This is a genomic window from Amycolatopsis sp. NPDC003865 (genome assembly GCF_053605345.1).
The window spans coordinates 69,558-92,548 of record NZ_JBSGJA010000009.1; the positions used below are offsets into that span (position 1 = coordinate 69,558).

Consider the following 22,991-nt stretch of genomic DNA (forward strand, 5'->3'; position numbering starts at 1 on the left):
TTCTCCTGCAACGGTCACGTGAGTGACTCCCTGTCCGGCGTCATGGATCCGCGTCGGCGGCGCGGTGTCCCGGCTCGCGGCGGGCGCCCGGACGGCCGTGCCGTCCGCGCCCTGCCTCGTCCCCGGTCCCCTCGCTCGTCCCCGGCCGCCCGGCCGCCCGCGCGCCCGTCGCCGGGCAGGCACCGCCTCGAAGGCCTCGCGGTCCCGTGCAAGGGACTGTGCACGTGCACGCCGCAAGTTGCGTTCTGCACGGTCGTCGAGATCAACTTTATCGGTGCCAATCGATCGCTGTGGTCAGCTGGGCCAAAGAATCGTACCCCCGAAGCCCGGCCGGTCAATTTTGTTCCCCACTCGGGCGCTGACCTGCGAAAAGTGCTTTCCGGGCCGGGAACCGCCCACGACATTCGACCTCACTGCCCCCGAAGAGGGAATTCCGGTTACCGGACGCGCCTCACCCGACCATCCGGCCGTCACCCGATTAGCCCATGCAGGGGAGCATAGTACCTCGGACGATCTACACTCTGTACCCCCATCGGGTGGGTCAAGTCTCAAGATGTGCCCGATGTTGTGGCGTTCCGCGCCGACCCGCCCCGACCTGGTGATTTCTTTCGAGACTGCGTGCTGACCAGTGGATCTTCCCCGACGCGCCCACGTGGGAGCGACACTCTCCGGCGCGATGACGTTCACTTTCGCCACCCTGCGTGATCAAGTTGGACGATCGTCCAGGACAGTTAGCCCGTTCGCCGCAGCCTAGGCCGGACGCGACAACGTCGAGTCACAATTCTTTTCATCATGACGGGTGATCTGCCCGTGATCTTGCGGCGAACGGGGATTCGACGCTTTCGACAAGAAATCGAATACCGCTGTCTCCGGACACGGAGATCGACCAGCCGCCTCCGATGTCCTCCGGACGGCCTAGTTACGATGTTCGCCTCGCAGTCCGCAAGGGCGGCCCGGCACCCCTGCCAGCAGGTGGTCCCGGGGCCCGCCACCACGGAGGCACTCTGCCGGAGGCACCCATGTACGACGTCGCGCGTCCCGCGGCGGGCAACCCGATGGAGGAGACCGGCCAGCTGCCGGCCCTGTTCACCGGAGACCGCCCGTCCGGCGCCCAGCACCGACGGCCCGCTCCCCCGACGGGTCCCGACTACGCCGGGATCCAGGCCAGCCCCGAGTTCGTCTCGCTGCGCCGGCGGTTCCGGGCCTTCGTCTTCCCGATGAGCTTCGCTTTCTTCGCCTGGTACATGACGTACGTGCTGCTGGCGGCCTACGCCCACGACTTCATGAGCCGCAAGGTGTTCGGCCAGGTCAACGTCGGCATCCTGCTCGGCATCGGCCAGTTCGCCAGCACCGCGCTGGTCACCTGGCTCTACCTCCGCTACGCGCGCCGCCAGGTCGACCCGCGCGTCGCCGAGCTGCGGGCCCGCGCGGGCCTGCCGGAAGGGACCCGCCGATGACCGCGCTCGCCGCCGGAAGCGCCCCGGCCAGCAACCCGCTGGTCAACACCGTCGTGTTCGCCCTGTTCGTGGCGATCACGCTCTACGTCGTCTACCGGGCCAGCTCCCGGAACTCCTCGACGGCCGACTACTACGCCGCGGGAAGCGCCTTCACCGGCCGTCAGAACGGCATCGCGCTGTCGGGCGACTTCCTGTCGGCCGCGTCCTTCCTCGGCATCGCCGGCGCCATCGCGATGCACGGCTACGACGGCTTCCTCTACTCGATCGGCTTTCTCGTCGCCTGGCTGGTCGACCTGCTGCTGATCGCCGAGCTGCTGCGCAACACCGGCCGGTTCACGATGGGCGACGTCCTGAGCTTCCGGATGAAGCAGCGCCCGGTCCGCGCGGCGGCGGCGACGTCGACGCTGGTCATCTCCTTCTTCTACATGCTGGCGCAGATGGCGGGCGCGGGCGGCCTGGTCGCGCTGCTGCTCAACGTCCACTCCAAGCTCGGCCAGGCGCTGGTGATCGGCGTCGTCGGGCTGGTCATGGTCCTGTACGTGCTGGTCGGCGGGATGAAGGGCACCACGTGGGTGCAGATCATCAAGGCCACCATCCTGCTGCTCTGCGGCGCGCTGCTGACGGTGTTCCTGTTCGGCAAGTTCGGCTTCTCGTTCTCGAACCTGCTCTCCTCGGCGGCGGAGAACAGCCCGCTCGGCGACAAGCTCCTCGAGCCGGGCGGCTCGTACGGCAAGAACGGCACCACCAAGCTCGACTTCGTGTCGCTGGCCCTGGCGCTGGTGCTCGGCGCGGCGGCGCTGCCGCACGTGCTGATGCGCTTCTACACGGTGCCGAACTCCCGCGAGGCGCGGCGAAGCGTCGTCTGGGCGACGGCGTGCATGTTCCTCTTCTACCTGTGCACGCTGGTGATCGGCTTCGGCGCGGCGGCGCTGGTCGGCGCGGACGAGATCAAGGCCGCGCCCGGCGGGGAGAACTCGGCGGCCCCGCTGCTGGCCCTGCACGTCGGCGGGACGCTGCTGCTCGGCGTCATCGCCGCGGTGGCCTTCGCGACGATCCTCGCGGTCGTGGCCGGGCTGACGATCACCGCGTCGGCGTCCTTCGCCCACGACGTCTACGCGAACATCTTCAAGCAGGGCAAGGCGGAACCGGCGGACGAGGTCCGGGTGGCGCGGCTGACCGCGATCGTGGTCGGGGCGCTGGCCATCGTCGGCGGCGTGCTGGCGAACGGGCAGAACATCGCGTTCCTGGTGGCGCTGGCGTTCGCGGTGGCGGCGTCGGCGAACCTCTCGACGCTGCTGTACTCGCTGTTCTGGAAGCGGTTCAACACCACCGGCACGCTGTGGGGCATCTACGGCGGCCTCGCCGCAAGCCTGATCCTGGTGCTCTTCTCGCCGGTCGTTTCCGGCTCGCCGGACTCGATCTTCAAGAGCATCGACTTCGCCTGGTTCCCGCTGAAGAACCCGGGCTTGGTGTCGATCCCGTTCTCGTTCCTCTGCGGGTTCGTCGGCACCCTCGTCGGCAGGCCGAAGGCGGACGCGGACAAGCACGCCGAGATGGAGGTCCGGTCCCTCACCGGGATCGGCAGCTAGCTCCCTGGACGGCCTGCGTCACGCGCGCAGGCCGTCCAGGATCACGTCCAGCACCCGCTTGCCGTCCTCCGGGCTGCAGTTGCGCGCGGCCATCCCGGCGCCGTGCCCCAGCCGCAGCACGTCGGGCCCCGCGACGTCGGGCCGGATCAGCCCGGCGGCCGCGTCGACCAGCACCCCGACCGCCTCGCGCAACCGGACCTGGCAGTACTGGAAGGTCTCCGAGCCCGAGTCGATCGACTCCTTGAGGATCGTGGCGAGCTTGTGCCGCTCCACGACCCACCTCACCTGCTCCCCCAGCCAGGCCTCGAGGGCCTCCCACGGCGGCAGTTCGTCGTGCAGCACGTACGCGCGGTCGGCGAGCACCTCGATCTCGTCGCGGTAGACCGCCTCGAACAGCTTCTCCCGCGTCGGGAAGTGCCGGTACAGGGTGCCCGCGCCGACGCCCGCCTTCTTCGCGACGTCGTCCAGCGGCACGTCGGCCCCCTGCGCGGTGAACAGGTCCTTCGCCGTCTCGACGATGCGTTCGTAGTTGCGCCGCGCGTCCGCGCGCATCGGCCGCTCCGTGCCCGGCATCCCGGCCTCCTCGCCCTCAACCGGAGAGATTCTCCGAATTCACTTGCGCGTCCGGAGACGCTCTCCATATTATCGGATCACACGCAAGCGGAGAACATCTCCGCTTCTCTCGTACTCCGTGGGGGAGTATCCCTTGTCGCAGCAAACGATCCACCGTGCGGTCGAGCCTGTCCCGGCCCGCCGCGGCGGGCTGGTCCTGGCCATCATCCTGACCTGCCAGCTCATGCTCATCCTCGACGCGACCGTGATGAACGTCGCGCTCCCGCGCATCCAGGCCGACCTGGGGTTCACCCCCACCGGCCTGTCCTGGGTGATGACGGCCTACAGCCTGGTCTTCGGTGGCCTGCTGCTGCTCGGCGGCCGGGCGGGCGACCTCTTCGGGCGGCGCCGGATGTTCGTCGCGGGCACCGCCCTGTTCACCGTCGCGTCGCTGGCCGGCGGCCTCGCCGGCTCGGCCGCGCTGCTCATCGCCGCCCGCGTCCTGCAGGGCGTCGGCGCCGCGATGGCGGGCCCGAGCACCCTGGCGCTGGTCACGACGACGTTCACCGAGGCCAAGGCCCGCGTCCGCGCCCTGTCCCTGTTCTCCGCGATGTCCAGCGGCGGCTTCGCCATCGGCCTGATCGTCGGCGGCCTGCTCACCGAGTGGATCTCATGGCGCGCCGCGCTGTTCATCAACGTGCCGTTCGGCCTGGCGATCGTGCTGCTGGCGCCGCGGTTCGTGCCGGAACCCGAACGCCGGCGAGCGCACCTCGACCTGCCCGGCGCGGTCACCGGCACGCTCGGCGTCGGCTCGCTCGTGTTCGCCTTCACCCACGCGGCCTCCGACGGCTGGGGCAACGCGGTGACGCTCGGCTCGCTCGCCGCCGGCCTCGTGCTGCTGGCCGGCTTCGTCGCCATCGAGGCCCGCACGGCGATGCCGCTGGTCCCGTTGCGGCTGTTCGCCGACCGCAACCGCAGCGCGGCCTACGTCAACTTCTTCCTCGGGCCGATGGCGATGATGTCGATGTTCTTCTTCCTCACCCAGTTCATGCAGGACATCCGGCACTACGCCGCGCTGGCCACGGGGTTCGCGTTCCTGCCGATGGCGGCGCTGATCTTCACGATGAGCAGGCTCGTGCCGCGGCTGCTTCCCCGGTACGGCCCGAAGCCCCTCTCCGTCACGGGGTCCCTGCTGATGCTGGCCGGGGTCGGCTGGCTGGCGATGCTCACCACCGAAAGCGCGTACTTCCCGGCGTTGCTCGGACCGCTGCTGCTGATGGGTCTCGGCGGCGGGCTGGCGTTCGCGCCGCTCAACGTGATCGTCATGGCCACCGTGCCCAGCGAGGACGCGGGCGCGGCGGGCGGCGTGCTGCAGACGATGCAGCAGGTCGGCAGCACGCTCGGGCTCGGGGTGCTGATCACGGTGTTCGGCGCGGCGACCCGCTCGGCGGGCACGACGGGGGCTCAGCTCACGGTCGACGGCATGACGGCCGCGTTCGCCACGGCCGCGGTGTTCGCCGCGTGCACGTTCCTGGTGGCGCTGACCTTCCGGCGGGCTACAGCTTCTGCCCGGCCTTGACCTTGTGCGTCACCCGGCGCTCGACGAGGAACGAGACGAACGGGACGCAGCCGGCCAGCAGCACCAGCACGGTGCCCTTGATCGACCAGCGGGCCTTGATCGCGAGGTCGATGGTCAGCACCAGGTAGATCATGTAGAGGACGCCGTGGATCGGCGAGTACACCGCGGACGGCGTCGGGTTGTCGAAGCCGTACCGCAGCACCATCACGAAGCACAGGCCGAGCAGGCCGACACCGGTGACGTAGGCGGCGGTGCGGAACCGGACCAGGGGGCCGGCGAGCGGCGCCGCGGTCTGCGCGGCACCTTCGGTGCTGGTGGTCATCGGGTCGTCCTCACTGTGCTGCCTGACAACTGTGCGGCCTTACTCGGCGGCCTGCTGGTCGCGGGCGTTCAGCTCGCGTAGGTACCGGTTGTACGCGGCCAGCTCTTCGTCCTCGTCCGCGACCCGGGTGTCCGGACGGGGACGGGGAGCGGGCACCTCGGCGACGGGGGCCGGCTTCGGCTTCTCGTCCGCGGTGCCGTCGGCTTCGGCCTTCAGCCGGAGCTTGCGGATCCGCCAGAACATGAAGGCGGGGAACAGCCCGAACAGCGGCCACTGCAGGACGTAGCCGAGGTTCTGGAAGGTGCCGTTCGCGGAGGTGAAGCGGTCCCACTGCCACCAGGCGAGCCCGCAGCAGACGAGCAGGCTGACCAGGCAGGTCGCGATGATCGCGATCCGCCGCCCCCAGGGGGACGCGGCCGGTGGCGGGGAAGCTGGCACGGTTCGAAAGTAGCACTGGCCGGCTGAGAGAAGCCCGGCCCCCGCCCTGTCCTCGGGGGGCGTCCCCAGGTCCAGTCTATCGGCGGCCACCGACGGTGCCGCTCTCAGCGAGCCTGCGGGGGCGAGTTGTCCACATTCAGCCTTGCCTGTGGATCGACTGGGCCGCCTTCGCGTACCCGTCCGCGAGCCCGAACACCTTCTGCGCGTACTCCGTCGAGTTGTTGTAGGAGAGGATCCCGGCCCACCAGCCCGACGGGCTCGCCATGTCCCGCCCGCCCGCGCACAGGTACCGCGCCGCCGCCAGGGCGGCGTCGTCGATCTGCTGGGGGTCGCCGAGACCGTCACCGTTGCCGTCCGACGCCCACTTGCGCCACGTGCCCGGGATGAACTGCATTGGGCCGACCGCGCGGTCCACGCCCGCGTCGCCGTCGTAGCGGCCGCCGTCGGTGTCGCCGATCGCCTGGACGCCCGCCGACCCGTCGAGCGGGACGCCGACGATCGGCTTCGACGGACGGCCGTCCGCGCCGAGGACCGCACCCGCGTACTGGCCGTGGTTGGACTCGATGCGGCCGATGCCGGCCAGCGTCGCCCACGAGATCTTGCACTTCGGCTGGTCCGCGCGCATCGCCAGCTCCGCGTTGCCGTACGCCTGCAACGCGCGCGCCGGCACCCCGGACGCCGCCGCGACCTGGCTCGCCCACTGCGAGAGCGTCGCCGGGCCGGTGCTGCGGGCCTGCTGGGGAGAGGTCTGCTGCTCGGCCCCGCCCGCGACCGCGCCGCCGGCCGGCGCGACCGACCCCGGCTTGACGTCGGCCGCCTTGACCTGGAGGGCGGGGATTTCGGTGGTGAGGGGGCTCGCCTCCGGCGTCGACGCGCGGGTCACGAGCCAGACCCCGCCGCCGGCGACGGCCAGCACGGCGAGGACCACGGTCAGCCGGGTGAGCACTGCGACGCTCTGCGAGCGCGGCGCCGGCGCGGCGGGGGCGGCTTCCTCGACGGATCCGTCGATCGGGTCGTCCTCGGTCTTTCCGCTACTCGTGCGCACGAAACTCCGGTCCTCCAGCGTGGTGTCGACGAACGGTCAACGAGCCCGCGCAGGTTAGCGTTACGCGGGCCGTCGCCATCGTCTCACCGCGCCGGTTCACCCGGCCGTGTGATGCGTCTCGTCAGGCGGACTTCTGCTGCCGCGCGAGCCGCGCGACGCACCAGGCCGGGGCGCTGCCGCGGCGCAGGTGCTGCAGGACGGTCATCGGCCCGAGCCGGCGGCTCAGGTCCGACGGCGCCAGCCCGGCCGCCCGGTAGTCGAGGGCCCGCTGGTCGAGCGGGCTGATGCCGGCGTCCCACCACTCCTCGGCCTCGGCGACGCCGCCGACCATCTGCCACCAGCCCGCGGCGGCGGTGAGGAGCTCTTCGGGCACGTCCGGCAGCCTGCTGCGCATCGCGGCGAGGTAGCCGGGGTCGGCGGACTCCACGGGGACGAACCGCGACTGCCCGGTCCGGGCTCGCTGGCCGGGGATGCCCGGGGCCTGCGCCGGCGCGTCGGCCAGCCACGCGGACGCGATGCGGTCGACCTCCTGCTCTTCGGGGGTCTGCTCGCGCTCGGCTGCCCACTGCCGGATCAGCGCGTCCACTCCGGGATCTCCGGTCATCCCTGCCTCCTTGTAGGTCCCCGACGGACAGGCCCTGACGCCTGTCCCACGCGGTGGTGCCGCACGCACCAACCTGCACCTTGCTGAGTGGAAACTGCCTGCGTACCGGGGGTCTCCGGGGGGAGGGCGAACCACCCGATCACGCAATGTGAGCACCGTAGGGCCGGGGTGGTCTCCTTCGCCAGACCCCGGCAGGCACGAATTCGCCGACCTGCGCGTTTTCGGCCGCAATCCACCCGGATGGTCGAGTGCCGGAGTCCGAAATCCGAGATTCGTGACGCTCAGTGATTTACCGTCCGCTAACACTCAGGGTGACGGCCGGCGCCGCGTTCGCGGTGCCGGTGAGCGGTGCGCGCGGGTCAGGAGAACAGCTGCCGGAAGAACGTGACGATGGCTTCGGCGCCGTCCTTCAGCCAGCCGAGGACGCGGTGCACGAAGTCGGCCGACTGGTTGGGCTGGGTGATCAGGAAGAAGAGCACGAGCGCGACGACGCCCACGATGAGAACTTTCTTCATGCCGCTCGACATCGGCTTCCTCCCCGGCTCGCCGCGCCCGTCCTGGGAGTGGCCACGCCAATACTCTAGGGAAGGCGTGCCCGGAAGACACCCCGATCAACCCCCGAGGAGCGGCGATGACGCGCAACGTGCTGGTCGAGCGCGACGGCAAGGTGACGACGGTCACCATCGACCGCCCGGCCGCCCGCAACGCCGTCGACGGTCCGACCGCGGCCGAGCTGGCGGAGGCGTTCCGCGAGTTCGACGCGGACCCGGAAGCCGCGGTCGCGGTCCTCACCGGATCGGGTGGCGCGTTCTGCGCGGGCGCGGATCTCAAGGCGATCGGCACCGACCGGATGAACCGCACTCACCCGGACGGGGACGGCCCGATGGGCCCGACCCGGATGCGGCTGTCCAAGCCGGTGATCGCGGCGGTGCACGGGCACGCCGTGGCGGGCGGGCTGGAGCTGGCGCTGTGGTGCGACCTGCGGGTCGCGGACGCGACGGCGGTGTTCGGGGTGTTCTGCCGCCGCTGGGGCGTGCCGCTGATCGACGGCGGGACGGTGCGGCTGCCGCGGCTGATCGGCCAGTCGCGGGCGATGGACCTGATCCTGACGGGCCGGGCGGTCGAGGCGGAGGAGGCGTTCTCGATCGGCTTGGCCAACCGGCTGGTGCCGGCGGGCGAGGCGGTCCCGGCGGCGCAGGAGCTGGCGCGGCAGCTCGCGGCGTTCCCGCAGGCGTGCCTGCGGGGTGACCGGTCCTCGGCGCTGGAGCAGTGGGGCAAGTCCGAAGAGGACGCGGTGACGGCGGAGTTCGGCGCGGCGATGGGCGCGGGGGTACTGGCGGCCGAAGCGGTGGACGGCGCGGCCCGCTTCGCGGGCGGCGAGGGCCGGCACGGCAGCTTCGGCTGACGCGGGGGTGGAGCGCCTTCCAGCCGCGCGGCAAGGACTGGCAGCCCCGGGCACCTTCGGCTCGCGCCCTGGCCGCACCACTGCACCCCAGCGGCAAGGCCCAACCGCCACAGGGGCACCTTCGGCTCGCGCCCTGGCCGCACCACCGCACCCCAGCGATAAGGCCCAGCCACCACCGGGCACCCTCGCCCCACGCCCCCACCACCGCACCCCAGCGACAAGGCCCGACCACGGCAACGCCGGCCACTGTCCGCAACCCCGGTTCACCGGACCGGCTGGATCGCGCGCCGTCCGCCCGGTTCCGGTCAAGCGGCCGATAAGGTCGCCCGATGGACGACGATGTCGACAGAGTCGTGCTCCGGCCCGTGGCCGAAGGCGATCTCGACCTCCTGGAACGTCTGACGAACGATCCCGCCGGTGCCGGGGAGCACCAGTGGTTCGGCTGGCACGACCCCGGCTACCTGCGCCGCCGGTGGCTGGAGACCGGCATGCTCACCGCCGAGACCGGCATGCTCGTGCCGACGCTCGGCGGCCGCGTCCTCGGGCTCGTCTCCTGGCACCGCAGCCGGAGCGGGCCGGCGTCCTACTGCTGGAACGCCGGACTCGTCCTCGCGCCGGAAGCGCGCGGCCACGGCTACGGCACCCAGGCCCAGCGCCTGCTCGTCGAGTACCTCTTCGCCCACACCCAGCTCAACCGGGTCGAAGCGACGACCGAGGTCGGCAACCGCGCCGAACAGCGCTCGCTCGAGAAAGCCGGGTTCACCCGCGAAGGCGTCCTCCGCGGCTACGACTTCCGCGACGGCGAGTGGCGCGACCACGTCATCTACTCGGTCGTGCGCTCCGACCTGGCGAAGAACTAGGCGATCGCGCCCGCCGACCGCAGTGCCCCGAAGTCCGTGACGCCCAGCTCCGCGAGCACCGCTTCGGTGTCGGATCCCTTGACGTGCGGGGCTTCCGGGGTCGACGGCGGGGTGCGGTCGAACCGCGGCGCCGGGGCCGGCTGGACCATCCCGCCGATCTCGACGAACGTCCCGCGCGCCGCGTTGTGCGGGTGCGACGCCGCTTCGCCCGGCGCCAGCACCGGCGTCAGGCACGCGTCCGTCCCCGACGCGCGCGCCACGAGGTCGTCGCGCGTGTACTTGCCGATCGCCGCCGCGAGGATCTCCCGCAGCCGGGGCCACTGCGTCTTGTCCACGTGCAGGGGCAGCGACTCCGGGTCCAGTTCGAGGACCTTCACCAGGTCGCCCCAGAACCGCATCTCGATCGCGCCGACGGCGACGTACTTGCCGTCCGCGGTCTCGTAGGTGTCGTAGAACGGGGCTCCGCCGTCGAGCATGTTGTCGCCGCGCTCGCCGCCCCAGAGCCCGGCGGCGGCCATGCCGTGCAGGCTCGTGGTGAGCAGCGCGGCGCCGTCGACCATCGACGCGTCGACGACCTGACCGCGGCCGGAGGAGTTCCGCTCGTACAGCGCGGCCAGGATGCCCATCGCCAGCAGCAGTCCGCCGCCGCCGAAGTCGCCGACGAGGTTGAGCGGCGGCACCGGCCGTTCGCCCGCGCGCCCGATCGGCTCGAGCGCACCGGCGATGCCGATGTAGTTGATGTCGTGCCCGGCCGCCTTCGCCAGCGGGCCGTCCTGGCCCCAGCCCGTCATCCGGCCGTAGACCAGCCGCGGGTTGCGGGCGTGCACGACGTCCGGCCCGAGGCCGATCCGTTCGGCGACGCCGGGGCGGAAGGGCTCGATGAGGACGTCGGCGGTCTCGCACAGCTTCAGCACCAGTTCGACGCCTTCGGGCGTCTTGGTGTTGATGCCGACCGAGCGGCGACCGCGGGCGAGCGGGTCGGTCGGGATGCCGAGCACGTCCTCCCCCGGCGTCGCGCGGTCGACGCGGACGACGTCGGCGCCGAGGTCACCGAGGATCATCGCGGCGAAGGGCCCCGGTGCGAGACCGGCGAGCTCCACCACCTTCAGGCCGCTGAGCGGACCTGCCTTCATGTCGGGTCCTTTCAGAGCGAGCGGGAGATGATTTCCTTCATGATCTCGCTGGTGCCGCCGAAGATCCGGGAGATCCGGACGTCGGCCCAGGCGCGCGCGATCGGGTATTCGGTCATGTAGCCGTAGCCGCCGAAGAGCTGCACGCAGTCGTCGATCACCTTGTTGACGCGCTCGGTCGTCCACAGCTTCGCCATCGCCGCGCCCTGGACGTCGAGTTCACCGCGCAGGTGCCGTTCGATGCACTGGTCGAGGAACGCGCGCGACACCGCGGCCTCGGTGGCGGCCTCGGCGAGGGTGAACTTGGTGTTCTGGAAGCCGAAGAGCGGCCGGCCGAACGCCGTGCGCTCCTTGGTGTACTCGAGCGTGAGGTCGACCGCGGCCTCCAGCCCGGCCACCGCGGTGACGGCGATGATCAGCCGTTCCTGCGGCAGCTGCAGCATCAGCTGGAAGAAGCCCTGTCCCTCGGCGTCGCCGAGCAGGTTGGCGGCGGGCACGCGGACGTCGTCGAAGAACAGCTCGGCGGTGTCCTGTCCCTTGAGGCCGACCTTGTCGAGGACGCGGCCGCGGCGGAAGCCCGGCGTGTCCGTCTCGACCACGATCAGCGAGACGCCCTGCGCGCCCGCGTCCGGGTCGGTCTTCACCGCGACGACGACCAGATCGGCGTGGAACCCGTTGGTGATGAACGTTTTGGCGCCGTTGATGACGTAGTGGTCGCCGTCGCGGACCGCGCGCGTCTTGATGCCCTGGAGGTCGGAGCCGGTGCCGGGTTCGGTCATCGCGATCGCGCCGACCATCTCGCCGGTGGCCAGCTTCGGCAGCCACTCGCGCTTCTTCTCTTCCGAGGCGTAGGCGAGCAGGTAGTGCGCGACGATTCCGTTGTGGACGGTCACACCCCACGCGCTGTCGCCGGCGCGGGCCTGCTCTTCGTAGAGCACGGTCTCGTGGGCGAACGTGCCGCCGCCCCCGCCGTACTCCTCGGGGATGGACAGGCAGAGCAGCCCGACCTCGCCGGCCTTGGTCCAGAACTCGCGGTCGACCTTCTTCTCGGCCGCCCAGCGCTCCTGGTGCGGCACGGCCTCCTTCTGCAGGAACGACCGCGACAGCTCGCGGAGGTCTTCGAGCTCGGTGGTCATCCAGGAGCTCTTCGGGAGTTGCAGCGGCACGGGACCCTCCTGCTGGAAAACATGACGATCAGCATGTAAGTTCTCTGCGGAATGTACATCCGTACCGGCCTGTAGGTAAAGCAGGGAGGCCGCGGTGACCGAGACGGCACACCGGACCCAGGCGCAGCGACGCGAACAGACCCGCACGGCGCTGCTCGACGCGACCATCGACTGCCTGGTGGACGTCGGGTACGCCCGCACCTCGGTGCAGGAGATCTGCGCCAGGGCGGGCGTGTCGAAGGGCGCGGTGCAGCACCACTTCACCGCGAAGGCCGAGCTGATGGCGGCCGCCGTCGAGCACCTGACGACGAAGCTGCGGCGGCAGCTCGCGACCTCGCTGGACGAGCTGCCCGGCGGCGGCAGCGGGGTCGCCGCGGCGATCGACCTGCTCTGGACCGGCTACTCGGGCACGCTCTCCACCGCGGTCACCGAGCTGTGGGTGGCCGCCCGCACCGACCCCGAGCTGCGGGCGGCCATCCGCCCGGTCGACCGCGCGCTCGGCCGCGCCACGCTCGAGCACGTCACCCAGGTCGCCGGCGAGCTGCCGCCCGAACGCGCGGAGATGCTGTTCTGGCTCACCGTGAACCTGACCCGCGGGCTGGCGCTGGACGCCGAGCTCGGCGGCGACCCGAACCGACGGCGGCAGCTGCTGGAAGAGTGGAAGCGGATCGCGGTCCTGCTCTACCAGGACGCAGCCACTGCGCCAAGCTGACCAACGGGGCACCGCAAGGGCTGGAATGCCCCTTATCCGCCCGGCGGATTCGTGGTCCAATCCCCCCGATAGAGGGGAGCTTCCATGACCGCCACGCCGTACCAGAACCCCTACGGCCCTCCCCAAGGCCGGCCACCGCAGCCACCACGGCCGCCCGCCGACCCCGGCGCCCGCCTGCGGCTCGTCGCCGCGATCGTCGGGGCGATCGCCGCGGTCGTCGTGCTGGCCGGGTCGTTCCTGCCGCAGACCAAGTTCGAGCAGGTCGTGAACGGCAAGACCGAAAGCAGCCAGACGATCAGCGCCTGGACGCGCTCGTTCGCCGTCGAACCCGGCGACGAGGCCAAGAAGTTCTACGAGAACACCCACGTCGCGCGGTACGGGATCCCGCTCTCGGCCGGCGCGCTGGTGCTGCTGGCCGGGGCCGGCCTGGCGATCGCGGGGGCGCGGCGCTCGGCGGGCACCGGGGTGCGTTCGGGTGCCCGGACGGCGCTGGTGGCGGGCGGCGCGGGGGTGGCCGCGGCGGTGTGGATGCTCGGCATGGACGTCTCGGCGACGTTGAGCTACGAGTCGACCGACGACACGCTCCGATCGGTCTACTCGACCGGCCTCGGCTTCTGGATCCTGCTCGGCGGTGGCGCGCTGGCCGCCGTGACGCTGGTGCTCGCGGCGCTGGCGGGACGGCAGGCGCCCGCCGCCGCACCGGCCGGACCGCCGCCGGGACCGGGACCGTACGGCGGGCCCTACCAGCAGCAGTCGAGGCCGTACCCGGTGCCGCCGCAGCAGTTCGCGCAGCAGCCGTACCCCGGCGCGCAGCCCCCGTACCCGGCGCAGCAGCCGTACCCCGGCGCGCCGCCGTCGCAGCCGTTCCCGGCACAAGGCCCGCCGTCGCAGCCCTTCCCCGCCCAGAGCGGCCCGCCTTCGCACCCCGTGCCGGCCCAGTCGGGAGAGCTCCCGCAGGCCGGCGGGCTGTCGGCTCGGCTCGAAGACCCCTACGGCGGGGCGACGCAGGCGCACCCGCCGCCGAAGCAGGACCCGACCGAGCCGAACTACCAGCTCCCGCCGCTCAACCCACCCAATACGTGAAAGATATTCATATCAGGCTGGACATCTGACGTACCGACGGTATGGTGTACTCGTCGGTAACCCCTGCGCGGCGTCGCGCCCGGACCTCCGGACGCCGCGGAACGGAGACGTCATGACCAGCACGACCCCCGCGAACGCGCTCGAAGACACCCCGCTGCCGCCGACCGTCGGCGGCGTCGCCGGGGCGCCCGATTCGGCACGGGCGGCCCAGCTCGTCGCCCGCGTGGCCGGGGGCGCCGACTCGGCGCCGATCCGCATGCGCGCGCCCTTCACCGGCCAGCCGATCGCGACGCTGCCCCAGGCCACCGACGCCGACGTCCGCGCGGTGTTCGGCCAGGCCCGCACCGCCCAGCGGGCCTGGGCGGAGCACTCCCCCGCCGACCGCGCCCGCGTCCTCACCCGGCTGCACGACCTCGTGCTCGCCCGCCAGGACGAGGTCCTCGACCTGGTCCAGGTCGAGGCGGGCAAGGCGCGGCTCGACGCGTTCGACGAAGTCAGCGCGACGGCGCTGGTCGCGGCCTACTACGGCAAGCACGCGGCGAAGATCCTCGCCCCGCGCCGGGTCGCCGGCGTCATCCCGGGCCTGACCCGCGCCGGCGAGCTCCGCCACCCCAAGGGCGTCGTCGGCGTCATCTCGCCGTGGAACTACCCGCTCGCCCTCACCGCGATGGACGTCCTCCCGGCGCTCGCCGCGGGCAACGCGGTGGTGCAGAAGCCGGACAACCAGACCGCGCTCTCGGCGTTGTGGCTGCACGAACTGGCCGAGGAGGCCGGGCTGCCGGCCGGCACGTGGCAGATCGTGCTCGGCCGCGGCTCGAAGATCGGCACGGCCCTGGTCGAGGAATCGGACTACCTGTGCTTCACCGGGTCCACGCCGACCGGCAAGGAGCTGGCCGGGCAGGTGGCGAAGCGGCTGACGTCGTACTCGCTGGAGCTCGGTGGCAAGAACCCGATGATCGTGCTGCCCGACGCCGACATCGCGAAGGCCGCCACCGGTGCGGTGACCGCGTGCTTCTCCTCGGCGGGCCAGCTGTGCGTGTCGGTCGAGCGGATCTACGTCCACGAGGACATCCGCGACGAGTTCACCCGCGCGTTCGTGGCGCGGACCGCGGCGCTGAAGCTCGGCGGCGCGCTGGACTACCACGCCCAGATGGGGTCGCTGACCTCGGAAGAGCAGCTCGCGGCGGTGTCCGCGCACGTCGAGGACGCCCGCGCGAAGGGCGCGTCGGTGCTCACCGGCGGCCGCGCCCGGCCGGACCTCGGGCCGCTGTTCTACGAGCCGACGGTGCTTTCCGGCGTCACGCCGGACATGGCGCCGTTCGCGGAGGAGACGTTCGGGCCGGTCGTCTCGATCTACGGCTACACCGACGTCACCGACGCCATCGACCGCGCCAACGACACGCCGTTCGGGCTCAACGCCAGCGTCTGGTCGCGCAACGGCCGCGCGGGCTGGGAGGTCGCGGCGCGCCTGAAGGCCGGGACGGTCAACGTCAACGAGGGCTACGCGGCGACGTTCGGCAGCGTGGGCGTGCCGATGGGCGGCATGAAGGACTCGGGCGTCGGCCGCCGCAACGGCGCCGAAGGCCTGCTGAAGTACACCGAGTCCCAGTCGATCGCGCTGCAGCGCGGGCCGGCGCTGCGGCCGCCGAAGCGGGTTCCGGGTTCGCTGTGGTCGCGCGGCATGACCTTCGGCCTCCGGGCACTGCGCCGCCTCCCCCGCTGACGGCCCTCAGGCGTGTTCGGCCGTGGGCGCCGTGAGGAGCCCGCGGTCGTACGCGATCGCCACCGCCTCCGCGCGGCGGCTCGCGCCGAGTTTCGCCATCACGCGGGACAGGTGCACGCTGACCGTCTTTTCACTGATGTACAGCTCCTCGCCGACCTGCCGGTTCGTGCGCCCGAGCGCCACCCGCTCGAGGACGTCGCGTTCGCGGTCGGTCAGCGGGTCCGCCACCGTGCGCGCCGGCGCCGGCGGTTCGGCGCCGGCCAGCTCGACGCGGGCACGGTGGGCCAGGTCGCGGACGGCGTCGCGCAGCGGGATCGCGCCGAGGCGGACCGCCACCGCGTGGGCCGCTTCGAGCGCCGGGCCCGCGTCGCCGTCCGCCGCCAGCAGCGCTTCCGCCTCGTGCCAGCGGCAGACGGCCTGCTCGTAGACCGCGCCGTAGCCGAACGCCTCCACCGCCGCCGTCCACTTCGCCGCGTCACCCCGGCCGGCCAGGCAGGACGCCGCCGCCTCCAGCCGGGCCAGCCAGGCCCGGCCCTCCGGCCCGAGCGTCCCGGACCGCGGCTGCCCGACGACCGAGCACATCCGGCCGTGCGCCAGCAGCCGCTCGCCCGCCGCCACGGCGGCGCCGGCCGCGGCCTGGTCGCCGCGGACCCGGGCGCCGGCGGCCTGCGCGGCCGCGGCGGACACCCCGAGCGCGGCCATCCGGATGCCCGCGAGCAGGCCGGGCTCGATCCGTTCCAGCCAGCCGATGACGTCCTCGGCCTGGCGCACCGCCTCGGCGTGTTCGCCGCGCCAGTAGGCCAGTTCGATCCCGGCGCCGCCGGCCGACAGCGGGATCTGCATGTCCGCGATCCAGTGCTGCCGCAGCCCGGCGATCAGCTTCGCGGCGTCGTCGAACCGGCCGCGGGCCACGACGAACTGCGCCCAGATGGCCTGGATCCGCGCGGCGACCGCGCTGGAGACCCCGCGCCCGGCCCGGCCGGCGCTCTCGTCCGGCCACTCGCCCATGACGTACCGCAGGACCAGCTGCCCCGCCCGCAGTTCGAGCCCGAAGGTGCTCCAGCTCAGCCCGGCTTCTTCCGCCCGCGCGACGCCGCGCGCGGAATGCTCCAGCGCCTCGGCGAACTCGGCCTGGTCGTGGTAGCTCAACGCGAGGAAGTAGGTCGCGCGGATCTCGGTGTTCGGCGCCCCGGCGTCGCGGGCCTTCCGCTCGGCCTTGCGCAGCCACTCGCGGGCCTCGGCGGCGTCGCCCCGCGAGTCGGCCAGCGTGCCCAGCGTGACCAGCGCCGACGCCTCCGCACCCGCCGCCCCGACCGCCTGCGCGTCGGCGACCGCGGCGCGCGCGCTGTCCAGCGCCGCCTCCGGCTGTTCGAGGATCCGGAGGAACCCGGCCCGGCTGGCCAGCACCCACGCGCGCGTCCCGCTCGGCTCGGTGTCCTTCACCAGGTCCCACGCCCGGTCAATCGCCGCGACCGCCTCGTCGAGGGTGCCTTCCAACGCCAGCAGCGCCTCCGCCAGCCGCCGCCACGTCTTCGCGGCGCGATCGGCCGAGGTGTCCGGGGTCAGCGCCTGGGTGGCCGAGCGCGCGAACGCCGCCGCCCGCTCGGGCTCGCCGGACGTGCCCGCGAAGTAGGACGCCTCGTGCAGCAGCCGCAGCTCGTCGAAGCCCTCCGGCCGGTCCGCCTCCGGTACGGCGTCCCAAATGGACAGTGCCTGCTCGACGTGCTGCAGCGCCGACCCGGGCGCGCCGAGCTTCTCGGCCTCGTCCATCGCGCGCAGCAGCGCCGGCAGCGCGGTGACCAGGTCGCTGCTCTGCATCGAGTGGTAGGCCAGCTTCGCGTCGTGCCCGCGGCCCTGCGGGCGCGCCTTGATCCGCGCCGCGTACCCCGCGTGGGTGCGCGACCGCTCCCCGGGCAGCAGGTCGCCGTACACCGCTTCCTGGAGCAGCGCGTGCCGGAAGATGTAGGAACCGTCCGAAAGCACCACCAGCACGTGGTGCTGGACGGCCTCGCGCAGCGCTTCGTCGAGTTCGAGCTCCCCCAGCCCGCAGACCGCGGCGAGCGCGGCGTGCATCACCGGCTCGGTGGCCACCGAGAGCACGCGGACCACGCGGCGGACGTCCGGCGAAAGCCGCTCGAGCCGGGACAGCAGCACCTCGGCGAGCCCGGCGGGCAGGTCGTTGCACTCGGTCTTCGTGGCGAGCAGCTCTTCGGCGAAGAACGGGTTGCCCTGGGAGCGGGTGACGATGTCGGCCACGACGTCCGTCGGCAACGGCTCGTCGGCCAGCGCCTGGACGAACTTGCGGGCGTCGGCCGCGCCGAAGGGCTGCAGGTCGACGCGCTCGACGGTGGCGAGCCGGACCAGCTCCGACAGCAGGCCGCGCAGCGGGTGCCGCCGGTGCACGTCCTCCTCGCGGTAGCTGCCCACGATCAGCAGCCGCTGCGCCCGCAACCTGCTGAGCAGGAAGGACAGCAGGTTCCGGGTCGAGGCGTCGGCCCAGTGGAGATCCTCCAGCAGGATCACCACCGGGCGCGCCTCCGCGATCTCGGTCAGCACCCCCAGTACCGCGTCGAACAGCTGCAGCTGACCGAGATCCTGCTCGGGCCGGGGACGCACCATCGTCTCCCGGTCGTTCGAGGTCATCGGCGGGTGTTCGGCCGGGCGCGGTTCTTCCACGCCCTGGCCCTGCGGCAGGAGCCGCCCGAGCGCGGGCCGGAGCCGCACCGCGGCGGCCACCGCCGGGTCCGCCGCGCTGCCCAGCGGGGCGAGCGCTTCGGCGAACGGAAGATAAGGAAGACCACCCTCGCGGACGTCGATGCAGCGGCCGGTGAGCACCAGCCCACCACACGCCTCGACGTGCTCGGCGAGCGCGGTCAGCAGCCGGGTCTTGCCGACCCCGGCGTCCCCCGAGAGCAGCACCGCGCCGGCCTCGCCGCGTTCAGCACGGGCGAAGGCGGCGCGGAGCCGCCGCATCTCGTGGGTACGGGCGACGAGCGGGATTCCGGAGCCGAGTCGGGGCACGAGGAGCATTCTGTCTCACCCCACCGACAGTTTCCGACCGCTTATCGCCTTGGACACCATCTCGCCGCCCCTTACCGGGCGGTCTCGCCGACGCCCGCGGTCTCCCGCGAGACTTCGCGGCGCTGCTGCGCCGGTACCTCGACATCCGTCCTCGTGGCCCTGAAGTGCCGGGCGGCGCGACGGGCGCGGGCCGCCCAGGCGCTGCGCCCGGCCTTCCGCAGTTCCTCGGCCCGGTAGGCGGCTTCGGCTCGGACCGCGTCCAGAAGCAGATCGCTGTGCATTGTGTTCCCCTGTCCCTGAGTTCACCGGTTTGGTAGTACTCAGGTTCGTCCTGAGGGGGTGCCTCAGGCATCGGGTGATCACGCAGCCCTGCGCGTGAAAAGACCCCTTACTCCCGGTCGAGCCCAGCTCGGCGGGGGTAAGGGGTCTTCCAAGCGCCTCAGTCGTGCGCCGGGCCGCCGGACCGCACCGCGGCCAGCAGCCCCCGCCAACCCGACGCGGGCAGGCGGAACGCACCACCTTCGGGGTCCTTCGAGTCGCGCAGCGCGGCACCACCGTCGACGAACGCGACCTCGACGCAGTCGTTCCCGCCGCCGCTGTGGCTGCTCTTGCGCCACCGGGCCCCGGAGAATCCGTCTTCCATCGTCCCCACTCCTTACTGTGTCCTCGGTTCCAGTTGGTGCACCGGAGCCGGCACGGCCGCCTGTTCGGCGAACCGTCCGGCTGCCTCGGCGATCAGGTCCACCGAGTCGTCCGGCTTCAGTGCGGCCGCGCGCAGATGGTCGAACATCAGCCCGTAGCGCCGGACGTCTGTGGGTTCCTCCAGGTAGAGGCCGCTGGACGTGCTGTCGTCGACGTAGACGACGTCCGGGTCGGCCTGCTCGGGGAACCCCATGATCAGGAAGGGGCCTTCCATGCCGGGGTGCGCGCCGGCCCCGAACGGCACGACCTGGATGGTCACGTTCGGCTTCTCGGCGACCGCGACCATGCGGTAGAGCTGCTCGGCCATCACCTCGGGACCGTCGACGACCCGGCGCAGCACGGCTTCGTCCATCACCGCCCAGTACTCCGGCGGCGGTGTGTCGGAGAGCAGCTCCTGGCGGGCCATCCGGGCGGCGACGCGGCGGCGGATCTCGGCGTCTTCGGCGTCGGGCCGCAGCGCCCGGATCACCGCGCGGGCGTAGCGCTCGGTCTGCAGCAGCCCGGGCACCAGCAGCGCCTGGAACGCGCGCAGCGAGCTGGCGTCGGCCTCGAGCCCGACGAACGTCCCGGTGAAGACCTCGTTGTAGGCGTGCCACCAACCGCGCTTGCGGGCCTCCCTGGCCAGCTGGACGAGCGCCTCCTGCTCGTCGCCGGTGATCCCGTAGAGGGCCAGCATGTCGCGGGCGTCGCGGGGGGTGACCCCGACGTGCCCGGTCTCGATGCGGCTGATCTTCGAAGCGGAGCACTCGAGCTTTTCGCCGACTTCGTCGATCGTCAGGTCCGCGGCTTCGCGCAGCCGGCGCAGCTCGCCCGCGAGCCTCCGGCGGCGAACCGTGGGGCTCTGTCCCCTTGCCATGGCGCACCTCCGGGATGTCGTCGGCGTCGTAGCCGAACGCTCGCTGCCAGTATCCAACATGAACGGTCGAGTAATCGCACGGTACCGATTACCCGACCCGGTCCCGCGCCGCTTCTGCAATTTGCAAAATGCTTCTGTATGCTCGCACCCTGCGCGACGCCAGGACGCGGCCAGGGCGCGGCGGGCTTCTCCCCCAGCCCCGCGCCGAGCCTGTGATCAGCGTAGACGATGACCGGGCGGTACGCCGCGCGATCATCGGCGGAAGAGGCCCGGGGCCGTCCCCCGATCGGTCCCGGACCTCTTCCCCGGCCTCGACGCCCTATTGGCAGAATGATTATTCCGCCCATTTGTCGCCCGTAAGGGTGATTTCCCGACCGGCGTCAGAGGACGCGCAGGAGTCCTTCTTGGACGACCGTCGCGATGAGCGTGCCGTCCTCGGCGAAGAACCGGCCGGTGGCTAGGCCCCGCGCGCCCGAAGCCGTCGGCGAGACGCTGTCGTAGAGGAACCACTCGTCGGCGCGGAAGGGCCGGTGGAACCAGAGCGCGTGGTCGAGGCTCGCGCCGAGCACCTTGTCGGTGTCCCAGTAGACGCCGTGGCGGGCGAGCACCGAGTCCAGCAGCGTCATGTCCGAGGCGTAGGTCAGCACGCAGACGTGCAGCAGCTGCTGGTCGGGCAGCTTCCCGTCGGCGCGCATCCAGACCTGGTTGCGCGCGGGCAGCTCCCCGGTCTCGCGGGTGACCCACGGCGGCTCGTTGACGTAGCGCAGGTCGATCGGCCGCGGCCGGCTGTGGGCGCCGATCGCGTAGCCCTCGGCGCGTTCCATCAGCGTCGGCAGCGTCTCGGGCGCGGGCACGCCCTCGGGCATGGTCTCGGCGTGCTCGATGCCCGGCTCGTCCTTCTGGAACGACGCCGAGAGCGAGAAGATCGCCTTCCCGTGCTGGATCGCGACGACCCGGCGGGTGGTGAACGACCGGCCGTCCCGGATGCGGTCGACCTCGTAGATGATCGGCACGCTGGGGTCGCCGCCGCGGATGAAGTACGCGTGCAGCGAGTGGACCCGGCGTTCCTCGGGGACCGTCCGCCCGGCCGCGACCAGCGCCTGGCCGGCGACCTGGCCGCCGAACACCCGCACCGGCGAGTGGGCGGGCGAGACGCCGCGGAAGATGTTCTCCTCGATCTTCTCGAGGTCCAGCAGCGCGATCAGGCGGTCGAGCACCGGCTGGCCGCCACCCGGGATCTCCAGTTCGGTGGCGGCCGTCCTGGCCATTTCAGTCATGGCCAGACCTTATGTGCTGCGATGGCGGGACGTCCCTTATGCGTGGTCGTCTTCACCGAGGCGGTGCACGTGGATCAGGTTGGTCGAGCCCACGGTGCCCGGCGGGGAGCCGGCGACGATGACGACCAGGTCGCCCTTCTGGTACTTGCCCATGTCGAGCATGGCGTGGTCGACCTGCTGGATCATCTGGTCGGTGGACTCCACGCGCGGCACGATGTGGGTGTTGGTGCCCCACGTCATCGACAGCTGGCTGCGCACGCAGTCTTCCGGCGTGAACGCCAGCAGCGGCAGCCGCGTGTGCAGCCGCGCCAGGCGGCGCACGGTGTCGCCGGACTGTGTGAAGGCGACCAGCGCCTTGGCGTTGAGCCGCTCGCCGATGTCGCGGGCGGCGTAGGAGATCACGCCGCGCTTGGTGCGCGGGACGTGCGTCAGCGGCGGCACGATCGGCGAGTCGGTCTCGACCGCCTCGACGATCCGGGCCATGGTCTGCACGGTCTCGATCGGGTACCGGCCGACACTGGTCTCACCGGAGAGCATGACCGCGTCGGTGCCGTCGAGGACCGCGTTCGCGACGTCGGAGGCCTCGGCGCGGGTCGGCCGGGAGTTGTTGATCATCGACTCGAGCATCTGCGTCGCGACGATGACCGGCTTCGCGTTCTCCCGGCAGATCTGGATGGCGCGCTTCTGCACCAGCGGGACCTGCTCCAGCGGCAGCTCGACGCCGAGGTCGCCGCGAGCGACCATCACCGCGTCGAAGGCCAGCACGATGGCTTCGAGGTTGTAGACGGCTTCGGGCTTCTCGATCTTGGCGACGACCGGCAGCCGCCCCTTGCCGACGCGGTCCATCACCTGGTGGACCAGGTCGATGTCCGCCGGCGAGCGGACGAAGGACAGGGCGACGAAGTCCACGCCCAGCTCGAGGGCGAACTCGAGGTCTTCGATGTCCTTGTCGGAGAGGGCGGGCACGGAGACGTCCATGCCGGGCAGCGAGACGCCCTTGTTGTTGCTGACGGGACCGCCCTCGGTCACCTCGCAGACCACGTCCGGGCCCTCGACGCCCTTGACCACCAGGCCGACCTTGCCGTCGTCGACGAGCAGGCGGTCGCCGGGCTTGGCGTCCTTCGCCAGTCCCTTGTAGGTGGTCGAGACGCGGTCGTGGGTGCCGGCGACGTCCTCGACGGTGATCCGGACGACGTCGCCGTTGTGCCACTCGACCGGCCCGCCGGCGAAGGTGCCCAGGCGGATCTTCGGACCCTGCAGGTCGGCGAGGACGCCGACCGCCCGCCCGCTCTCGGCGGCCGCGGCCCGGATGAGGTCGTAGACCTCCTTGTGGTCGCTGTGGCTGCCGTGGCTGAAGTTCATCCTGGCCACGTCCATGCCAGCGTCGACGAGGGCCCGCATCTTCTCCGGCGTGGCGGTGGCGGGGCCCATGGTACAAACGATCTTCGCGCGTCGGCTCACGTTCGCACA

Annotated in this window: 22 protein-coding genes; 8 read left to right on the forward strand and 14 right to left on the reverse strand. The window is 71.9% G+C overall.

What is annotated here, in order from left to right; translation table 11 throughout:
- Positions 1-1,019: 1,019 nt before the first annotated feature.
- Both ACWEVP_RS21935 and ACWEVP_RS21940 read left to right on the forward strand, forming a co-directional pair.
- Positions 1,020-1,457 carry a DUF485 domain-containing protein gene (locus ACWEVP_RS21935; protein WP_452064417.1) on the forward strand — a complete coding sequence of 146 codons (438 nt, stop codon included), beginning with the start codon at positions 1,020-1,022 and terminating at the stop codon, positions 1,455-1,457.
- Entirely contained in the window at positions 1,454-3,046 is a 1,593-nt protein-coding gene (locus tag ACWEVP_RS21940) for a solute symporter family protein (RefSeq protein ID WP_452064418.1), read from the forward strand. The genes ACWEVP_RS21935 and ACWEVP_RS21940 overlap by 4 nt, the downstream gene beginning before the upstream one ends.
- 18 nt (positions 3,047-3,064) lie before the next feature.
- On the opposite strand, the gene ACWEVP_RS21945 is transcribed toward ACWEVP_RS21940, so the two are convergent.
- Complete coding sequence (locus ACWEVP_RS21945; protein ID WP_452064419.1) at positions 3,065-3,619, reverse strand: TetR/AcrR family transcriptional regulator; 555 nt, start codon at positions 3,617-3,619, stop codon at positions 3,065-3,067.
- Between the two features lie 133 nt (positions 3,620-3,752).
- Between ACWEVP_RS21945 and ACWEVP_RS21950 the strand changes: the two genes are divergently transcribed.
- Positions 3,753-5,177 carry an MFS transporter gene (locus ACWEVP_RS21950; RefSeq protein ID WP_452064420.1) on the forward strand — a complete coding sequence of 475 codons (1,425 nt, stop codon included), beginning with the start codon at positions 3,753-3,755 and terminating at the stop codon, positions 5,175-5,177.
- Here ACWEVP_RS21950 and ACWEVP_RS21955 read toward each other — a convergent pair.
- From ACWEVP_RS21955 to ACWEVP_RS21975, 5 genes are all read right to left on the reverse strand, one after another.
- Positions 5,155-5,499 carry a DUF3817 domain-containing protein gene (locus ACWEVP_RS21955; protein WP_452064421.1) on the reverse strand — a complete coding sequence of 115 codons (345 nt, stop codon included), beginning with the start codon at positions 5,497-5,499 and terminating at the stop codon, positions 5,155-5,157. The two genes, ACWEVP_RS21950 and ACWEVP_RS21955, sit on opposite strands and share 23 nt — an antisense overlap.
- 39 nt (positions 5,500-5,538) lie before the next feature.
- Entirely contained in the window at positions 5,539-5,937 is a 399-nt protein-coding gene (locus ACWEVP_RS21960) for a hypothetical protein (RefSeq protein WP_452064422.1), read from the reverse strand.
- Between the two features lie 136 nt (positions 5,938-6,073).
- A complete protein-coding gene (locus ACWEVP_RS21965) occupies positions 6,074-6,982 on the reverse strand; it encodes a lytic transglycosylase domain-containing protein (RefSeq protein ID WP_452064423.1) in 909 nt (302 codons plus the stop codon).
- Between the two features lie 121 nt (positions 6,983-7,103).
- The gene (locus tag ACWEVP_RS21970) at positions 7,104-7,586 is read right to left on the reverse strand and encodes a helix-turn-helix transcriptional regulator (RefSeq protein WP_364445927.1); all 483 of its coding nucleotides are present in this window, start codon (positions 7,584-7,586) and stop codon (positions 7,104-7,106) included.
- A gap of 359 nt (positions 7,587-7,945) precedes the next feature.
- Complete coding sequence (locus ACWEVP_RS21975) at positions 7,946-8,113, reverse strand: hypothetical protein (protein WP_452064424.1); 168 nt, start codon at positions 8,111-8,113, stop codon at positions 7,946-7,948.
- Positions 8,114-8,217: 104 nt separating this feature from the next.
- Between ACWEVP_RS21975 and ACWEVP_RS21980 the strand changes: the two genes are divergently transcribed.
- Both ACWEVP_RS21980 and ACWEVP_RS21985 read left to right on the forward strand, forming a co-directional pair.
- Positions 8,218-8,991, forward strand: a complete 774-nt coding sequence (locus tag ACWEVP_RS21980) for a crotonase/enoyl-CoA hydratase family protein (protein WP_452064425.1) — start codon at positions 8,218-8,220, stop codon at positions 8,989-8,991.
- Positions 8,992-9,320: 329 nt separating this feature from the next.
- Entirely contained in the window at positions 9,321-9,851 is a 531-nt protein-coding gene (locus ACWEVP_RS21985; protein WP_452064426.1) for a GNAT family N-acetyltransferase, read from the forward strand.
- On the opposite strand, the gene ACWEVP_RS21990 is transcribed toward ACWEVP_RS21985, so the two are convergent.
- Together ACWEVP_RS21990 and ACWEVP_RS21995 are read right to left on the reverse strand one after the other, a co-directional pair.
- On the reverse strand, positions 9,848-10,984 hold the full coding sequence (locus tag ACWEVP_RS21990) for a CaiB/BaiF CoA transferase family protein (protein ID WP_452064427.1): 1,137 nt from the start codon (positions 10,982-10,984) through the stop codon (positions 9,848-9,850). The two genes, ACWEVP_RS21985 and ACWEVP_RS21990, sit on opposite strands and share 4 nt — an antisense overlap.
- Before the next feature lie 11 nt (positions 10,985-10,995).
- Positions 10,996-12,147, reverse strand: a complete 1,152-nt coding sequence (locus ACWEVP_RS21995; RefSeq protein ID WP_452064428.1) for an acyl-CoA dehydrogenase family protein — start codon at positions 12,145-12,147, stop codon at positions 10,996-10,998.
- A gap of 94 nt (positions 12,148-12,241) precedes the next feature.
- Here ACWEVP_RS21995 and ACWEVP_RS22000 point away from each other — a divergent pair, with 94 nt between their 5' ends.
- From ACWEVP_RS22000 to ACWEVP_RS22010, 3 genes are all read left to right on the forward strand, one after another.
- Positions 12,242-12,859 carry a TetR/AcrR family transcriptional regulator gene (locus tag ACWEVP_RS22000; protein ID WP_452064429.1) on the forward strand — a complete coding sequence of 206 codons (618 nt, stop codon included), beginning with the start codon at positions 12,242-12,244 and terminating at the stop codon, positions 12,857-12,859.
- Between the two features lie 84 nt (positions 12,860-12,943).
- Entirely contained in the window at positions 12,944-13,942 is a 999-nt protein-coding gene (locus ACWEVP_RS22005; RefSeq protein ID WP_452064430.1) for a hypothetical protein, read from the forward strand.
- A 112-nt stretch (positions 13,943-14,054) separates the two neighbouring features.
- Entirely contained in the window at positions 14,055-15,665 is a 1,611-nt protein-coding gene (locus ACWEVP_RS22010) for a succinic semialdehyde dehydrogenase (RefSeq protein WP_452064431.1), read from the forward strand.
- Between the two features lie 6 nt (positions 15,666-15,671).
- On the opposite strand, the gene ACWEVP_RS22015 is transcribed toward ACWEVP_RS22010, so the two are convergent.
- The 6 genes from ACWEVP_RS22015 to pyk form a co-directional block, all read right to left on the reverse strand.
- Positions 15,672-18,695, reverse strand: a complete 3,024-nt coding sequence (locus ACWEVP_RS22015; RefSeq protein WP_452064432.1) for a helix-turn-helix transcriptional regulator — start codon at positions 18,693-18,695, stop codon at positions 15,672-15,674.
- Positions 18,696-18,757: 62 nt separating this feature from the next.
- Positions 18,758-18,967, reverse strand: a complete 210-nt coding sequence (locus tag ACWEVP_RS22020) for a hypothetical protein (protein ID WP_452064433.1) — start codon at positions 18,965-18,967, stop codon at positions 18,758-18,760.
- 158 nt (positions 18,968-19,125) lie between these two features.
- Positions 19,126-19,329 (reverse strand): DUF397 domain-containing protein, encoded by a 204-nt coding sequence (locus tag ACWEVP_RS22025; RefSeq protein ID WP_452064434.1) that lies wholly within the window; start codon positions 19,327-19,329, stop codon positions 19,126-19,128.
- Between the two features lie 12 nt (positions 19,330-19,341).
- Positions 19,342-20,244: a helix-turn-helix domain-containing protein gene (locus tag ACWEVP_RS22030; protein WP_086678774.1), complete on the reverse strand. Its 903-nt coding sequence runs from the start codon at positions 20,242-20,244 to the stop codon at positions 19,342-19,344.
- 380 nt (positions 20,245-20,624) lie between these two features.
- Positions 20,625-21,521: an acyl-CoA thioesterase II gene (gene tesB, locus ACWEVP_RS22035; RefSeq protein WP_372668434.1), complete on the reverse strand. Its 897-nt coding sequence runs from the start codon at positions 21,519-21,521 to the stop codon at positions 20,625-20,627.
- Positions 21,522-21,557: 36 nt separating this feature from the next.
- A complete protein-coding gene (gene pyk, locus ACWEVP_RS22040) occupies positions 21,558-22,982 on the reverse strand; it encodes a pyruvate kinase (protein WP_452064435.1) in 1,425 nt (474 codons plus the stop codon).
- Positions 22,983-22,991 lie beyond the last annotated feature (9 nt).

Excerpts from the sequence above, each read along its gene's own strand:
- ACWEVP_RS21935 (WP_452064417.1), top strand. The coding sequence starts at position 1,020 with ATGTACGACGTCGCGCGTCCCGCGGCGGGCAACCCGATGGAGGAGACC.
- ACWEVP_RS21940 (WP_452064418.1), top strand. The coding sequence starts at position 1,454 with ATGACCGCGCTCGCCGCCGGAAGCGCCCCGGCCAGCAACCCGCTGGTC.
- ACWEVP_RS21945 (WP_452064419.1), bottom strand. The coding sequence starts at position 3,619 with ATGCCGGGCACGGAGCGGCCGATGCGCGCGGACGCGCGGCGCAACTAC.
- ACWEVP_RS21955 (WP_452064421.1), bottom strand. The coding sequence starts at position 5,499 with ATGACCACCAGCACCGAAGGTGCCGCGCAGACCGCGGCGCCGCTCGCC.
- ACWEVP_RS21970 (WP_364445927.1), bottom strand. The coding sequence starts at position 7,586 with ATGACCGGAGATCCCGGAGTGGACGCGCTGATCCGGCAGTGGGCAGCC.
- ACWEVP_RS21975 (WP_452064424.1), bottom strand. The coding sequence starts at position 8,113 with ATGTCGAGCGGCATGAAGAAAGTTCTCATCGTGGGCGTCGTCGCGCTC.
- ACWEVP_RS21980 (WP_452064425.1), top strand. The coding sequence starts at position 8,218 with ATGACGCGCAACGTGCTGGTCGAGCGCGACGGCAAGGTGACGACGGTC.
- ACWEVP_RS21985 (WP_452064426.1), top strand. The coding sequence starts at position 9,321 with ATGGACGACGATGTCGACAGAGTCGTGCTCCGGCCCGTGGCCGAAGGC.
- ACWEVP_RS21990 (WP_452064427.1), bottom strand. The coding sequence starts at position 10,984 with ATGAAGGCAGGTCCGCTCAGCGGCCTGAAGGTGGTGGAGCTCGCCGGT.
- ACWEVP_RS22005 (WP_452064430.1), top strand. The coding sequence starts at position 12,944 with ATGACCGCCACGCCGTACCAGAACCCCTACGGCCCTCCCCAAGGCCGG.
- ACWEVP_RS22010 (WP_452064431.1), top strand. The coding sequence starts at position 14,055 with ATGACCAGCACGACCCCCGCGAACGCGCTCGAAGACACCCCGCTGCCG.
- ACWEVP_RS22015 (WP_452064432.1), bottom strand. The coding sequence starts at position 18,695 with ATGCTCCTCGTGCCCCGACTCGGCTCCGGAATCCCGCTCGTCGCCCGT.
- ACWEVP_RS22020 (WP_452064433.1), bottom strand. The coding sequence starts at position 18,967 with ATGCACAGCGATCTGCTTCTGGACGCGGTCCGAGCCGAAGCCGCCTAC.
- ACWEVP_RS22025 (WP_452064434.1), bottom strand. The coding sequence starts at position 19,329 with ATGGAAGACGGATTCTCCGGGGCCCGGTGGCGCAAGAGCAGCCACAGC.
- ACWEVP_RS22030 (WP_086678774.1), bottom strand. The coding sequence starts at position 20,244 with ATGGCAAGGGGACAGAGCCCCACGGTTCGCCGCCGGAGGCTCGCGGGC.
- tesB (WP_372668434.1), bottom strand. The coding sequence starts at position 21,521 with ATGACTGAAATGGCCAGGACGGCCGCCACCGAACTGGAGATCCCGGGT.